This window comes from Saccharopolyspora rosea (genome assembly GCF_025643595.1).
Taxonomy (GTDB): Bacteria; Actinomycetota; Actinomycetes; order Mycobacteriales; family Pseudonocardiaceae; genus Saccharopolyspora; species Saccharopolyspora rosea.
Genome location: NZ_CP102826.1, coordinates 4,422,419 through 4,436,579 on the forward strand (window position 1 = coordinate 4,422,419; position 14,161 = coordinate 4,436,579).

The window sequence follows — 14,161 nt, forward strand, 5'->3', positions numbered from 1 at the left end:
TTCCCTGTCGGGAGGGGGCTTGTCGCAACCTGCACCGCCGCGGGTTGCTCCGACGGTGGCAGCGGTGCGCAGTGCGCCTGCTTGATGGCCGGAAGCGCGGGGCGGCCGCAACCTCCATCGAGCCCGTGGCGCCTTCGAGGTGGGGACGTTTTCCTCTGTGCAACACCGTCTTGCAGGTGTCTCGTGAACCCGCGAGACGCGAAGGGCGTTGATGTCCGCGGCAGCCTTCGTTGCTGATGAACTTGCCGTTGCGGCGCATGGATGTTGCCGGCAAGCCGGGTTCAGGTGAACACCATGAACAGCATATTCGTCCCCTCTCTCGTGCTTTGGGGCCTGATGTGGCTGGCCTTCGGCGCCGCTCTCGGTGTCACGGTCGGCGTGGCCTGGCGGCTCACGCGACGTCTGGCTGGGCACGCGAAGTCACGTCGGCCGCAGCAGGCTCGGCTGGCCGCTGCGGCGCAGCGCGCCGCACCATTCCCACCCGGGACGGCGGCTCCGACGGCCAACTGGGAAACATCACCGGCGGAGCCGCGTCGGGTCCGCCGCCACCTGCAGAGCCGAACTCACGGACCGTGAACGGCATGAACATCCACGTATGGCTGGCCCGCCCCCATCCAGGTCACCAGCGTCCGGAGGAGCCGGTGCACGTGGGTAGCGGAAGGTCCGTTCCCAAGCGGGTGCGCTGGCTGTGGTTGCGCACGGCCGCGCTTGCGATGTTTTTCGCGGGTATCGCACTGTGCGGCGCACCCTGGGCTTACGCCAGCACTCCGAATCCGAACCCGCCGAATCCGCCGCCGGCAGGCGGCAGCCAGTCGCCGGGCAACAGCGATTCGTCCGGAAACACTGGTTCCTCCGGCAACAACAATACGCCCAGCAACAATACGCCGGGCAATAACAGCACGCCGGGCAACAACAATACGACCAACAACAACGCACCGGGCAGCAACAACACGCCCAACAACAACGTGCCCGGTAACAGCAACGGACCCAGCAACAACACGCCCGGCAACAACAACGCACCCGGAAACGTGTCGGGTAATAACAACACACCCGGAAACGTGCCCGGCAATAACAATGCGCCCAACAATACCCCGGGCAGCAACAACACGTCCGACAACAACAGTACGCCCAACAACAACACGCCGAACAACAGCAATACGCCCAACAACAACACATCACGCAACAACGCCCCACCGCCCGGCAACAACACCCCGAACACCCCGCCACCCGGCAATAACACCCCGCCATCCGGCAGCAACCCACAGCCGTCGGGGAATACCGTTACCGGAGGCATCAGTGACCTGGTGGCCGCGGGCGCAGCGGCCGCAGGAGGCATCGGCGGCTTTGCCGCCACCCGACCTCGCGCGACGGGCAAGGATGACGACGACGCCGCCAAGCAAGCGACACCGGGTGGTAATGATCCGGATCGTCCCGACGGCGCGCCGCTCGACCGTCCGTTGATGGATGCCGCTACCGCAAAGCTGGCAAGGGCTGTCGAAGACTTCAACCAGACGTGTGAGGCATACGGCCAAGCACGTCGGAATGAAACGCTCGCCGAGCGGGCTGTCGCGAACGCGGACGCCAGGATCGAAGAAATACAGGCACAATGGAAAGCCGCCAACGACAACGTCGCCCAGAATTTCAGAACGAACTACATCAGAGCCCAGCGGGCAGGACCTCTGAATTCGACGTCGTTGACGATGCTTTGCTCGTACCTGCTCATGATCGCTTCGCCACCCGCCGGGATGGCGGGACAAGTTATCGCAAGGCTGGCGATCTTGGGACTTGGAGCGACCACCTACACGTCGGCCGCCGACCCGAAGACCTGGAACGAACAGGCGGACAAGCTGATTCAAATCGAGTACAACAAAATCGAGGCCGAGTATCTTGAAAAGCTGAAAGCCGCGTGGAAAGACGCGGCAGACGCTCGTGCGCAACAAGCGAACGCCGAAAGCTCGGCGGGCGAACTCGGTGTTCAGCTGGTCAGGATTCGAGCCGCCAACCATCTTGATCTGAAGTGCAGGTATGAATCGTGATGGATACGACAGCGTTCGAGCGGTGGCTGTCATGTCTCGATGTCAGCGTTGAGCGACGCCGCCATGGCGAGACCGAAGAGCTGCATATCGGAAAACCCGGCGGGACGCATCCCCTCGTCGTGCTCAAGACCGAGGATGGTCGAGAGTCCGGCGAACGCGGCAACACATGGTGGGCGATTCACGAACGAGTGATTCCGCGATCGGCCGTCGAGGAAAACTGGCGCATAGTCGGCGAACCTCGGTCTTCCGTTGGAAATCTCTCCCGAATCGTCACCGAATTCGCGACAGGATTTCCCTTGGTCGATTGCGAAGTCCGTCCCAGCGCGAATGGTGACGTGGTGGTCGTCATCCGTGCTCCGTTGTTCCTGGAGGACCTGGCCGCTCAAGCGTTCTTGCTCACGGTGTCCGCCGTGTTGAAGGCAGCCGAGGCGCTTGACGTGCTTGAAGCGCGGAAGGCGGAGGAAGTCCGAGTGTGGGCTGATCTCCAGTCATTGTCCGAGAAGAGAGCCGCGGAACAGCGCGATCGGATCAGGCAGGTGATGGCGGCGTCAACGCAAGCGCCGTTCGATGCGCCCGGCGCCGACAGCGCGATTTCCACGCACAGCGACTGGCCGGAACCGCCCGGGATTCCCGGCCAGCAGGCAACGCGGGCTCGTCCGGACGCGACGTCTCAGGGCCCGGATGTGGATACCGAGACTCCCGTTTTCGCCGTTCCCCCCGGCGGGATGCATGCCTGGGCGATGCCCGACCGGAGCCAGGAGTGCAGCGCCACCTTGCCCGGAGGCGTGCAGCTGCGGGTCCTTGAACGTCGGGGAAGGTGGGCCCACGTGCGGTCCGGAAAGTGGTCGGGATGGGTTGAGGGCCGTCAGCTGGAAAGGGTCAGCGCGGATGAGACCGACCGTTGGGGCGAGTAGGTAGCTCCCGGCCACTCCCGCCACGCGGCTGTTTCCACGAGTGCGGGCAGTATCAGGTGCCGGATCGTGCGAGGCCGGCCCACGGGTCGGGTTTCTGCGCCAGCCTGCGGGCCATGTTCGCCAGGCCGTAGGTCCCCGGCTCGACGCGGCCGAGTTCGGCCGGGTCGATCGGCGTGGCGGCCGGCGCGCCGGGGCGGGCGCGCAGCGAGTAGGGCGCGATCATCGTCTGCCCGTAGGCGTTGCGGTTGGTGTCCAGGAAGATCCGGTCGCCGCGCTTGTCCTTGCGCTGTTCGGTGGTGAACCGCTCGGGTTCGTCGTGCACGGCGTGGTCGGCCAGTTCCCGCACCGCGGCGCGCACGTCGTCGAAGCCCCGCCTGCCCGCCAGCGGCGCGACGACGTGGAAGCCCTTGCTCCCGGTGGTCTGCACGTGCGGGGTGAGCCCGGCGTCGCGGAAGCGCGCGCAGACCGACCGCACGGCCGCGCGCAGTTCGGCGATCCGCTCCCCCGCCGGCGGGTCGAGGTCCACGACCGCCACCACCGGCCTGTCCAGATCGTCCACCAGGGACAGTCCGATGTGGAATTCCAGGCAGCCCAGGTTGGCCAGGTAGAGCAGCGTCGCGGCGTCGTCGACGACGGCGTGGTGCACCGCGCCCGACGCGCCGCGTTGCGGCACCGACACCACGCGCAGCCAGTCCGGGAAGTAGTCCGCCGCCTCCTTCTGGAAGAACCCGTCGGCTTCCACGCCGTCCGGGAAGCGGCGCATCGTCAGCGGCCTGCCACGGGTGTGCGGCACCATCGCGTCGGCGACCGACCGGAAGTACTCCACCACGTCCCGCTTGGTGTACCCCTCGCCCGGGTACAGCACCTTGTCGCCGTGCGAGATCTCGATGGTCCGGCCCGCGACGTCCACCGTCGTGGTCATCAGCGGCCTCCACCGGATTCCAGGTCGGCGTTGGTCCGGCCGGTCAGCACCGACTCGGGCTGGGTGCTGACCGGGTTGCGCCGCCGGTCGGCGCCCTCGTCGTCGACCTTGACCAGCAGCCACTGCTCCTGCCCGCGGAACCGGGTGCGGGTCAGCGCGAACGCGCCGCGCAGCTTGCTGCCCTCCAGCCAGAACTTGACGTGCCCGGCGTCGAGCCCGTCGGCCATGTCCACCGGCTCGCCCTTGCGCTCGGTGAGGTTGCGGTAGTCGCCGCTGTCCCACACCACGACCGTGCCCGCGCCGTAGCCTTCCGGGATCTCGCCCTCGAAGTCGGCGTAGTCCAGCGGGTGGTCCTCGGTGGGTGTGGCCAGCCGCTTCTGCCGGGGGTCCAGCGACGGCCCCTTGGGCACCGCCCACGACTTGAGCACGTCCCCGACCTCCAGCCGGAAGTCGTAGTGCAGGCTGGACGCGTCGTGCTTCTGCACGACGAACCGCGGCTGCTCCCCGGGCTCGCCGCCGGCCGGTTCGCCGGACCGATCCAGATCCCGCTTGCGCCGGTAGTCGGCCAATTCGTCCTTCGCCATGCCCGTCGCGTACCCGCCACCGCGCCCGGCGCAACACGCCTACTCGCGTCGGCCCGGCCAGCCCTTGCGCACCGGCCACGGCCGCTGGTCGAACCAGGTTCCGGTCTCACCGGTGTCGCCGGGCCTCGCGGCGGGACGCTCGGGTTCCCCGCGTTCGGGTTCCCGGCGTTCCGGTTCCGGCGCGGGCACCGGCTCCGCGGGCTCGGGCGCGCCCTCGGGCGGTGCGGAGGGCACCGGCACGGTCACCGGCGCGGTCCGCGGCCCTTCGGGCAGCGGCGGCAGCTGGTCGATGACGCCCTCGTCGAGCAGCCCCTGGTAGATCCGCCTGACCCGGAGCCGGGCGTCCGCGACCGCCCGCTGGACCACGCCGGTGATCGCCTTCGCCAGCCCGGCGGCGGGCGCTTGCCGGGCCCGGGCGGCCAGTTCGAGGTCCAGCAGCACGCCGTCGCGGTCGACCGTGGCCCGGAGCAGGCCGTCGGTGGACGACGCGGTCCCCCGCACGGCCGCGGCTTCCCGCCCGGCCCATTCCAGCGCCTGGTGCTTGCGGTTGATCGTCTCCTCTAGGTGTTCGGCGTCCGCGAGCAGCCGCGCCGCCTTGGCGTCCAGGTCCTCGGGTGGCACGCGTCGATCACTGCTCTTCGTAGGCGTCGGGTTTGCGCTGCGGGGGCAGCGAACCCTTGATGAAGCCGTCCCACATGTTCTCGCCCCGCCGGTCCGCGGGATCGCGGATGTAGTGGTCGCGTTGGCGGTCGTGGTCCTTCTCCGGTACGCCGACGAGCTCGCTGCGGTCCGCGCGGTCGATCGTGCCCTGCGGCTGGTCGTCGCGCTTGAACTCCTCGGGGTCGAACTTGTCGTCCAAGACCACGGCCGGCCGTTCGACCCGCACCCCCGGCTCGCGCTTCCTCGGGTCGCCCCCGGTCACGCCGGTCAGGTTCTTCCCGGTCAGCGACTTCGTGACGGAGTACAGGGTGTCCTTGAGCTTCTCGGCCGCGGTTTCCGCGTCCTGCACGATCTTCTCCAGGTTGTGCGCCGCGTGGACGACGGCCTCACCCTTGGTCTTGGCCCCGATCATCAGCGGCGCCGCACTGGTCCCGACGTTCTTGAGCGCGTCACCGAACGCGAGTCCAGCCTGCGCGGTCGCCGCCGCCCGCGTCGCCTCCGTCGCCGTCGCCGCGGCGACCCCCAGACCGCTGCACGCGACACCGGCCGTGGCGAGCGCGCTGAGGACGGTGACGGTGACCTTCTTGTCGGTCTCCTCCTTCTTCTCGAAGGCCTTCTTCGCCCGGGCGAAGACGTCCATCACGTCGCTGCGCAGCGCCAGCACCGCCGACTTGTACTTGTTGACGGCGACCCATGCCGCCGCCAGGCTGCCGTGGTACTTCGCCAGCGACATGCTCAGGTCGTTGAGGAACGTGATCCGGAAGTTGTCGGCGGCATTGCCCTCCCAGTGGACGAGGCTGTCCTTCATCCGGTTGATCCGGTCCTGGTAGCGGGCGTTGATGTCGACCGCCGGGTTCGAACCGTCCATTCCGGACGCGGTCATGCCGTTGCCGCGCACGGCGACCTTGGACAGCGCGTCCAGGAACTCCCCGGCGGCCTCCAGGTCCCCGGAGAGGAGTTCGTGGTGCAGCAGGCTTTCCAGCTTGTCGTCGATCTCGTGCCAGCGGTTGAGCACGTCGTCCGAGGCGCCCATCCCGCCCGACCGGTCGATCGGTTTGCCCACCTCGGGCTTCTCGTTGACGCGGCTGGCTCTGGGATCGTTCGGCTCCGGGGCGGTGTGCGAGCCGTCGTCACCGTCCGAGAGGTAGGCCACGCCGACGTCGCTCCAGACGAGGCGCAGCGCGCGGCTGTAGTGCGCGCAGTGCTTGGCCCAGTCCTCGTTCTTCGTGATTCCCGTCATGGTTGTCCGTGCCCCCGCAGCCAGTCGGCGATTTCCTTGTCGTCGGCGTCGTAGCGCTGGGCGATCTGCATGAGCGCCTGCGCGGCCAGGTGCACGTTCTCCTTGTTGTCGGCGAGCACCCGTTCCAGGTAGTACCGCGTGTCGGACCAGTACGGCTCGATGCTCCGGAACACGTCGCCCCCGCCGCGGAACAGGTCGATGTCCTCGTCGACCTTGCGCAGCTTCGCCAGGCTCTCGTCCATATCACCAGCGAGCCCTTCCAGGTGCTGGTAAGCGGCTTTCCACAGCTCGGTGGCGTCCGCCTGGAATCCTTCAGCCATGTCCGCTCCCGTCGTCGATCCGGCCGATCCGCGACGTGGAGAAGCCCCGTCTCGCACCGCCCCGCATCGCTGGTGGGACGACGACGCTAGGCGCCGACGAGGAGCCTCGAAGCGGAACAACCGGACGCCACTCGAATGGAGCAGCGCCGCCGATGCCGAGCTCCCGCCGCGCAAAAGGAGTTCGAGGACAGGCCCTGAGCCGCACTTCCACCCCCACTGGGACGATCGGGTGATCTTGGGAACGGTTACCGGCCGGTTCTGGTCCGATCGAAGGAGGAACCGAGCGGACACAGGAGAGGGCCTGCCCATGCACCAACACGTGCACGCCGAGCTCGTCGGCGGTCCCGAGGACGGCCGGTCGTTCGTCCTCCCCGCCGTGGAGGCCGACATGCCGGTGGACCGGTTCACGCTGCCCGCGCCCCGCGAGAGCGCGGCACCCTGCGCCCGCTACGCGCTCAGCGACCGGCGAGCCGACGGCGTGTGGCGCTACCGCTACGCCGGGGAGCAGCCGTTGGCCACCTCCTGACCCGGCGTGACCACCGCGGTCACGCCGGGGTGCGCGGATCGGTCCTGCCGATCACCCGCGCAGTTACTTAGCATGGGTAACGAATACGGGACGCGCAGCGCAGGAGGGACCGTGTCGCTCACCGAACGCATCACGGCGGCGATCGCCGAGCCGGCCACCGACGACGGGTTCGACCCGCACGCCGAACTCGCCGAGGTCCTCGCCGGGGTGGGGCTGGAGCCCGCGGACTCCGGTGGCCGGATCGAGTTCCGCGGCGCCGACCCGGTGGTGCCGAGCCCGCTGCGGCTCGGCGGCGCGTCCGCGATCGCGCTGGTCGCCAAGTCCGTCGCGATGGCCCGGCTGTGGCGGCTGCGGGGCGGCGACGGCCAGGACATCTCGGTCGACCTGCGGGTCACCCCGCACCGGCTGTGCCCGTTCTACGACCGCCGGTGGGAACTGCTCAACGGCTATCCGGCGGGCAGCCCGGCCAACCCGAGCCAGGCGCTCGGCTTCACGTTCCACCGCACCGCCGACGACCGGTGGGTGATGCCGCTCAACCCGTACCCGAAGCTCAAGATCGGCGCGCAGAAGCTGCTCGGCGTGCCCGACGACCACGAGGCGGTCGCCCGCGCGGTCGCCGGGTGGAAGGCCCGCGACCTGGAGGAGGCCGGTGAGCGCGCCGGTGTGGTGATGCCCATGCTGCGCACCCCCGAGGAGCTGCTCGCCGAGCCCCAGTACCGCGACTTCCTCGCCCACGCGCCGCTCATCGAGATCACCAAGATCGGCGACAGCGAACCCGAACCGTTGCCGAGGAGCGCGAACGCGCCGCTGGACGGTGTCCGGGCCCTGGGCATGGGCCACGTGATCGCCGGAGCCGGTGCGGGTCGCGCGCTCGCGCTGCACGGCGCCGACGTGCTCAACCTGTGGCGGCCGAACGAACTCGAACACGACACGACCTACCTCACCGCCAACGTCGGCACCCGCTCGGCCACCGTCGACCCGCGCCGGGGCGAGGGGCCCGCGCTGATCCGGCGGCTGCTCTCCGGAGCCGACGTGTTCTACGCCAACCGGCGGCCCGGTTACCTCGACTCCATCGGCCTGTCCCCGGAGGAGGCCGCCGCGACCCGGCCGGGCATCGTGCACGTGACCGCGTCGTTCAACGGGCCGACCGGCCCGTGGGCCGGCCGCGTCGGCTTCGACCAGTCGGCGGGCAGCGTGGTCGGCATGATGAACCTGGAAGGTGGCGGCGACACCCCCGCCCTGCCGCCGATCCTGGTCGTCAACGACTACATCGTGTCCTGGCTGATGACCGTCGGCGCCGTGCAGGCGCTGATCCGCCGCGCCACCGAGGGCGGCAGCTACCGCGTGCACGTGTCGCTGACCAGGGCGGCGCTGTGGATCCTGAGCATGGGGATCTTCGACCGCGACTACGCGCACGAGATCGCCGGAACCGGCGGGGAGCACGCCTACCTGGACCCGGAGACGTTCACCGCCGACACCCCGCTCGGCCGGTACCAGGGCGTCACCGACCAGGTGCGGATGAGCGCCACCCCCGGCGAGTACCGCCAGGTCCTGGTGCCGCGCGGGGCGAGCCGCCCCGAGTGGCTCGACCGGTGAGCGCCCGCTTGCTCGGACAGGGCCGGGTGGAGTCGTCACCGGCGTGTGACAGGCTCTCGCCCATGCGCATCGCGACCTGGAACGTCAACTCCGTCGGCGCCCGGCTGCCCCGCCTGCTGGACTGGCTGTCCACCGCCGGGCCGGACGTCGTGTGCCTGCAGGAACTCAAGTGCGCCGCCGAGGCGTTCCCGTTCGACGCGGTCGGCGAGCTGGGCTACGAGGTGGCCGCGCACGGCACCGGCCGGTGGAACGGTGTGGCGGTGCTGTCCAAGGTCGGGCTGACCGACGTCCGCCGGGGACTGCTGGACGAGCCCGGCTACCAGGCCGACGACGCCGAGGCCGAGGCCACCGAGCCGCGCGCCGTCGCCGCGACCTGCGGGGGCGTGCGGGTGTGGTCGGTCTACGTGCCCAACGGCCGCGAAGTCGGCCACTCCCACTACGCGTACAAGCTGCGCTGGCTGGACGCGCTGCGCGCGACCGCCGCCGAGGAGCTGGCCGAGCCGCGCCCGTTCGCGGTCCTCGGCGACTTCAACATCGCCCCCACCGACGCCGACGTCTGGGACATCGCCGAGTTCGCCGACTGCACCCACGTCACCGAAGCGGAGCGCAAGGCCCTGACGGCGCTGGCCGAGACCGGCCTGTCCGAGGTCTACCCGCGACCGCTGAAGTACGACGTGCCGTTCACGTACTGGGACTACCGGGCGCTGTGCTTCCCGAAGAACCGCGGAATGCGCATCGACCTCGTCTACGGCAACCCGGCTTTCACCACCGCCGTCCAGGACTCCTACGTGGACCGGGAAGCCCGCAAGGGCAAGGGAACCTCCGACCACGCCCCGGTCGTGGTGGACCTGGAACTCGGCTGAGAGCCTGCTACGGGCTCGTTGTGCGTGAGCCTGTCTTCGAACTCGTTTTGGGTGGCGGTGCCGGTGGGCGGGACCGGCGCCGCGCACCAGGAGTCCGGGCACCGGCGTTCACGCCTTCCGAGCCACTCCCGCGAGCAGGCGGCCCGCTTCCGGGTTGTCCTCGGCGTCGACGTCGCGGGCGCGCAGCCACGCGGAGATGGGTTGCAGGCCGGGGTCGCGGAGCAGGAAGTCGCCGAACAGGTCGCGGATTTCGTCCTGGCTGCGCGGGAAGATGTTGTCCTGGGTGCTGCGCATCATCTCGACGAGATCCTCGGTCGCGGCGTCCAGGGCCAGGTGCGTCATCGCCAGGTGGCTGCCGGGGGCGAGCGCATCGCGGTAGCGGGCCATCACCTGCTGCGGCTGCTTGTCCGGGCCGATGTAGTGGAACAGGGTCACCACGAGCAGCCCCACCGGGCGGGAGAAGTCCAGCAGCCGTGCGCACTCCGGCGAGTCGAGGACGCGGTCCACGTCGGCGGCGTCCGCGTGCACCATGGTGGCGTTGTCGTTGTCCCCCAACAGCATCCGGGTGTGCGCGACCGCGACCGCCTCGTAGTCCACGTAGACCACCTTGACGTCCGGGGCGATCTCGTGGGCGACCTCGTGCACGTTGCCGCGGGTGGGGATGCCCGATCCCAGGTCGAGGAACTGGCGGATGCCGGAGTGGACCATCAGCCGCACCGCCTCCCGCAGGAAGAGCCGGTTGAGGATGGCCATCGGGCGCGCGTAGGGGTGGGAGGCGACGAGCTTGTCGCCGAATTCGCGGTCCACCGCGAAGTTGTGCGCGCCGCCCAGCAGGTAGTCGTAGAGCCGGGCGGCGCTCGGCACGCTCAGGTCGACACCGTCGGGCAGCCCCTGCCGCGGATTCGTCATCGTTCGCCTTCCTCCGCCCGGCCGGGCGGTCGTCGCCGCTGTCAGGCCGCGAACGTAACTCACCCGCGAGCGCGGATCACCGCTTGTGTCCAACCCGCAACACTGGCCGCTCACAGCCGTTCGACGCCGCTGCGCTTCATCGCGCTGACGACGACGAACGGTTCGACGGCCACCGCGCCCGCCAGCCAGTCCCCGGAGGTCGTGAACGAGTACAGCGAGGCGCGGTCGGCAACGGTGACGTCGGCGCACAACTGGTACTCGCCGGTGGTGGCGGCGACGTAGCGGACCAGCGGGGAGCGCAGCAGCGCGTGTCCGGTGGTGTCCACCTGGCCCGGTTTCACCTTGATCCACAGCATCGCCTCCACCGGCACGCCGAGCGCCTCCGGTTCGACCACGGCGCGCACCAGCAGCCGACCCGAGCGGCGCATGCGTTCCACCCGGCGGCGCGCGGTCGCCTCCGAAATGCCCGCGATGCGGCCGAGTTCGTCGTGCGTGCGCCTGCCGTCCGCGGCCAGGGCTTGCAGCATCAGCCGGTCCTCCCGGGTGAGTTCGCCGTCCCGCTGCGACGCGGCGGGGGTGACCGGCTCGAACTCGCGCAGCCCGGCCACCTCGTCGTCGGAGAGCACCCCGGGCTGCCATTCGTGGACGGTGCGGAAGTACTTCAGCACCGGGTGCGCGGAGCTGTTCACCAGCCCCGGGACGCCGGGCAGCTCGTCGAGCACCACCTCGGCCGGCCGCGGGGTGACCAGCTCGACGATGCAGTCCATCGACCCGGCCAGGGCGTAGGCGAACGTGGTGTCCTCCCGCCGGGCCAGCGCGCGCACCACGGTGCGGGTCATGCCCGGCGCGCACGCCACGCGCAGCAACGTCGCGTCACCGGCCCGCGACATGCCGGTCACCACGACGACGCCGGACTCCAGCAGGCGGGTGCCGCGCCGGGTGATGGTGCGTTCCGGCTCGCCGAGCACCGCCGCGATGCGGCGCCACGACGCCCGCCCGTCGACCTGCAACGCGGCGAGAACGCGGCGGTCCAGCTCGTCCAGTCGAACCCTGGTGTCGCTCATCGGCCAAGTATGTGGCGGGATCCGGCGAGATCGAAGGGTTGACTTGTTCACGGCGCACGCCCGGCCGATCCTCTGCGGCACCACGTCACCGCAGCCCCAGGAGGACGCCCGTGAAGCGTCGCCACCTCACCCTGCTCCCCGTGATACCGGCCCTGGCCCTGCTCGGGTCGGTCTACCTGCCGTTCGTCAACGCGCCGACGCTGTGGTTCGGCATGCCGTCGCTGTTCGTGTGGGTGTCGGTGTGGGTCCTGCTGATCACACCGACGCTGCTGGTCGTCGAGCGCGGCTGGGCGCGGCACCGGAAGGAGGGCGACGAGTGAGCGTGACCCTCGCGGTGTCGCTGGTCGGCATGGTCGTCATCGGTGTGCTGGGTTTCCTCGGCCGCCGCGGCAGGTCCGCGAACCTGGCCGAGTGGACGGTCGGCCGGCGCAGCTTCGGCACCTTCACGATGTGGTTCCTGCAGGCCGGCGAGTCGTTCACCACCTTCACCTTCCTGGCCGTGGCCGGACTGGCGTTCACCGGCGGCGCCTCGGCGACCTACGCGATCCCCTACATCCCGCTGGCCTACCTCGGCCTGTACTTCCTGGGGCCGAAGGTGTGGCGGCTGGGCAAGGAACACCACTACCTGACCCAGGCGGACTTCTTCCAGGAGCGCTACGGCAGCCCGCTGCTGGGCCGCGTCGTGGCGGTGATGGGCGTGGTGTTCCTGCTGCCCTACCTCCAGCTCCAGATCACCGGGCTGGGCCTCATCGTCAAGCTGGTCACCGGCGACGCCTCCTCGGGGGTGCTGAGCATGGTGCTGGCGACCGTGCTGACGGTGGCGTTCGTGCTGTGGTCGGGAATCCGCGGCGTGGCCAGCACCGCGTACCTGAAGGACGCGCTGATGATCCTCGCGATCTTCCTGGTGATCGCCGTGGTGCCGGTGCACTTCGCGGGCGGCGTCTCCGCGGTGTTCCGCCGTCTCCAGCAGACCGACCCGCAGGCGCTGTTCGTCCACACCGGACACTACGACCACACGTGGTGGCTGACCAGCATCCTGATCTCGGCCATCGGCAGCATGTTCCTCACGCTGCCGCACCTGTGGCCGCCGCTGCTGTCGGCGCGCGACGGCGGGGTGGTGCGCCGGAACAACATCTTCCTGCCGCTGTACCAGCTGGCGATCATGCTGCCGATCATCATCGGCTACACCGGTCTGCTGGTGCTGCCGCGCGGCACCGACGACAACGCGGTGCTGCTGACGCTGACCGCGCGGGCGCTGCCGGACTGGGCGGTCGGGTTCGTCGCGGTCGCCGCGGCGGCCTCGGCCATGGTGCCCGCGGCGGTGATGTGCATGGGCATGTCGACGCTGGTGGCGCACAACCTGGTGCGCCCGAAGGGTCCGCGGGCCCAGTTGTGGGTCAACCACGGCACGGTGATCGCCGCGGCGGGGCTGGCGCTGGTGCTCGGCATCGTGCGCCCGGACCTGCTGGCGAACCTGCTGCTGCTGACCTTCAGCGGGCTCGCCCAGCTCGCCCCGGGCCTGGCCGCGGTCGTCGGCCGCCGCAGGCTGCTGTCGGCCGGTCCGGCGCTGCTGGGCATGCTGGCCGGTGTCGCGGTGGTCGCGTGGATGACGTTCTTCGAGGTGTCGATCGCCCACATCAACGCGGGCATCGTCGGCCTGGTGGTCAACATCGCGCTGGCGGCCCTGGCCCAGCTGCTGGTGGGCAAACCCCGCCAGGTCAGCAGCTGGGCCACTCGCCGGCTGGCCGCGGAGGCGGCGGACTGAGCCCGGCACCGCCACCCAAAACGAGTTCAAAGACAGACTCCGGACGCCGCCCTCTTCTAGGCTGGGGCCCCCAGCCGTCCGAGGAGGAGAGCGTGTCCGTCACCGGAGAGCCCGCCGCCGAACCGCGCGTCCCGCTGCGCGACCAGGTGCGGCGGGAACTGCAGGCCCGCATCGCCGACGGTCGGCTGCGCCCCGGCGACCGCCTCTTCGAACAGGACCTGGCCGCCGAGCTGGGGATCTCCCGCGTCCCGGTGCGGGAGGCGATCCGGATGTTGCAGAGCGAGGGCCTGATCGAGGTGATGCCGCGCCGCCGGGGCGTGTTCGTGCGCGGCCTGGACCGCGCCCAGGCCGAGGAGCTGTTCGAGGTCCGCGAGGCGCTGGAGGTCTACGCCGCCCGCCTCGCGGCCCAGCGCGCCGACCCCGAGCAGGTGCGCCTGCTCGCCGACCTCGCCGCACGCGCCCGCACCGCGCACGAGGCGGGCGACACCGAAGGCATGTCCAGCGCGAACGCCGCCTTCCACGACCGCCTCGTCGGCTTGGCGGGCAACGGCCTGCTCGCCTCGATGCTGGAGCCGCTGCACGGCCGCCTGGCCTGGCTGTTCCGGATGAACCTGGAACCCGACCGCGTCTGCGGCGAGCACGAGGAACTGCAGACCGCGATCGCGGAGGGCGACGCCGACCGCGCGGCCGAGGTCGCCCAGCGCCACGTGCTGTCCAGCCGCCGCATGGTCCTGGACCGGATGCTGTTCTGACCGCTCCCGG

The 14,161-nt window shown here is 70.1% G+C and carries 15 protein-coding genes; 8 read left to right on the forward strand and 7 right to left on the reverse strand.

Features of this window, described 5'->3' with window-relative positions; all coding sequences use genetic code 11:
- Positions 1-581 precede the first annotated feature (581 nt).
- Positions 582-2,036: a hypothetical protein gene (locus NV263_RS20390; protein WP_263248075.1), complete on the forward strand. Its 1,455-nt coding sequence runs from the start codon at positions 582-584 to the stop codon at positions 2,034-2,036.
- A complete protein-coding gene (locus NV263_RS20395) occupies positions 2,036-2,950 on the forward strand; it encodes an SH3 domain-containing protein (RefSeq protein WP_263248076.1) in 915 nt (304 codons plus the stop codon). The genes NV263_RS20390 and NV263_RS20395 overlap by 1 nt, the downstream gene beginning before the upstream one ends.
- 52 nt (positions 2,951-3,002) lie before the next feature.
- On the opposite strand, the gene ligD is transcribed toward NV263_RS20395, so the two are convergent.
- From ligD to NV263_RS20420, 5 genes are read right to left on the reverse strand one after another with little or no spacing between them, the layout of a single operon-like run.
- Positions 3,003-3,872: a non-homologous end-joining DNA ligase gene (gene ligD / locus NV263_RS20400; RefSeq protein ID WP_263248077.1), complete on the reverse strand. Its 870-nt coding sequence runs from the start codon at positions 3,870-3,872 to the stop codon at positions 3,003-3,005.
- Entirely contained in the window at positions 3,872-4,456 is a 585-nt protein-coding gene (locus NV263_RS20405; RefSeq protein WP_263248079.1) for a DNA polymerase ligase N-terminal domain-containing protein, read from the reverse strand. Before NV263_RS20405 ends, ligD begins: the two co-directional genes overlap by 1 nt.
- A gap of 39 nt (positions 4,457-4,495) precedes the next feature.
- On the reverse strand, positions 4,496-5,077 hold the full coding sequence (locus NV263_RS20410) for a YbaB/EbfC family DNA-binding protein (protein WP_263248080.1): 582 nt from the start codon (positions 5,075-5,077) through the stop codon (positions 4,496-4,498).
- A gap of 7 nt (positions 5,078-5,084) precedes the next feature.
- Entirely contained in the window at positions 5,085-6,356 is a 1,272-nt protein-coding gene (locus NV263_RS20415) for a hypothetical protein (protein WP_263248083.1), read from the reverse strand.
- Complete coding sequence (locus NV263_RS20420) at positions 6,353-6,676, reverse strand: hypothetical protein (protein ID WP_263248085.1); 324 nt, start codon at positions 6,674-6,676, stop codon at positions 6,353-6,355. Before NV263_RS20420 ends, NV263_RS20415 begins: the two co-directional genes overlap by 4 nt.
- A 307-nt stretch (positions 6,677-6,983) precedes the next feature.
- Between NV263_RS20420 and NV263_RS20425 the strand changes: the two genes are divergently transcribed.
- From NV263_RS20425 to NV263_RS20435, 3 genes are all read left to right on the forward strand, one after another.
- A complete protein-coding gene (locus NV263_RS20425; RefSeq protein WP_263248086.1) occupies positions 6,984-7,202 on the forward strand; it encodes a hypothetical protein in 219 nt (72 codons plus the stop codon).
- 111 nt (positions 7,203-7,313) lie between these two features.
- Positions 7,314-8,798 (forward strand): CoA transferase, encoded by a 1,485-nt coding sequence (locus NV263_RS20430; RefSeq protein WP_263248088.1) that lies wholly within the window; start codon positions 7,314-7,316, stop codon positions 8,796-8,798.
- Between the two features lie 62 nt (positions 8,799-8,860).
- Positions 8,861-9,661: an exodeoxyribonuclease III gene (locus NV263_RS20435; protein ID WP_263248089.1), complete on the forward strand. Its 801-nt coding sequence runs from the start codon at positions 8,861-8,863 to the stop codon at positions 9,659-9,661.
- 108 nt (positions 9,662-9,769) lie between these two features.
- On the opposite strand, the gene NV263_RS20440 is transcribed toward NV263_RS20435, so the two are convergent.
- Together NV263_RS20440 and NV263_RS20445 are read right to left on the reverse strand one after the other, a co-directional pair.
- Positions 9,770-10,570, reverse strand: a complete 801-nt coding sequence (locus NV263_RS20440; protein ID WP_263248091.1) for an SAM-dependent methyltransferase — start codon at positions 10,568-10,570, stop codon at positions 9,770-9,772.
- A 110-nt stretch (positions 10,571-10,680) separates the two neighbouring features.
- The gene (locus tag NV263_RS20445; RefSeq protein WP_263248092.1) at positions 10,681-11,634 is read right to left on the reverse strand and encodes an Lrp/AsnC family transcriptional regulator; all 954 of its coding nucleotides are present in this window, start codon (positions 11,632-11,634) and stop codon (positions 10,681-10,683) included.
- Between the two features lie 110 nt (positions 11,635-11,744).
- Between NV263_RS20445 and NV263_RS20450 the strand changes: the two genes are divergently transcribed.
- From NV263_RS20450 to NV263_RS20460, 3 genes are all read left to right on the forward strand, one after another.
- Positions 11,745-11,954, forward strand: a complete 210-nt coding sequence (locus tag NV263_RS20450) for a hypothetical protein (RefSeq protein ID WP_263248094.1) — start codon at positions 11,745-11,747, stop codon at positions 11,952-11,954.
- Positions 11,951-13,399: a sodium:solute symporter family protein gene (locus NV263_RS20455; protein WP_263248095.1), complete on the forward strand. Its 1,449-nt coding sequence runs from the start codon at positions 11,951-11,953 to the stop codon at positions 13,397-13,399. Before NV263_RS20450 ends, NV263_RS20455 begins: the two co-directional genes overlap by 4 nt.
- Positions 13,400-13,491: 92 nt before the next feature.
- Complete coding sequence (locus NV263_RS20460) at positions 13,492-14,151, forward strand: GntR family transcriptional regulator (RefSeq protein ID WP_263248096.1); 660 nt, start codon at positions 13,492-13,494, stop codon at positions 14,149-14,151.
- Positions 14,152-14,161 lie beyond the last annotated feature (10 nt).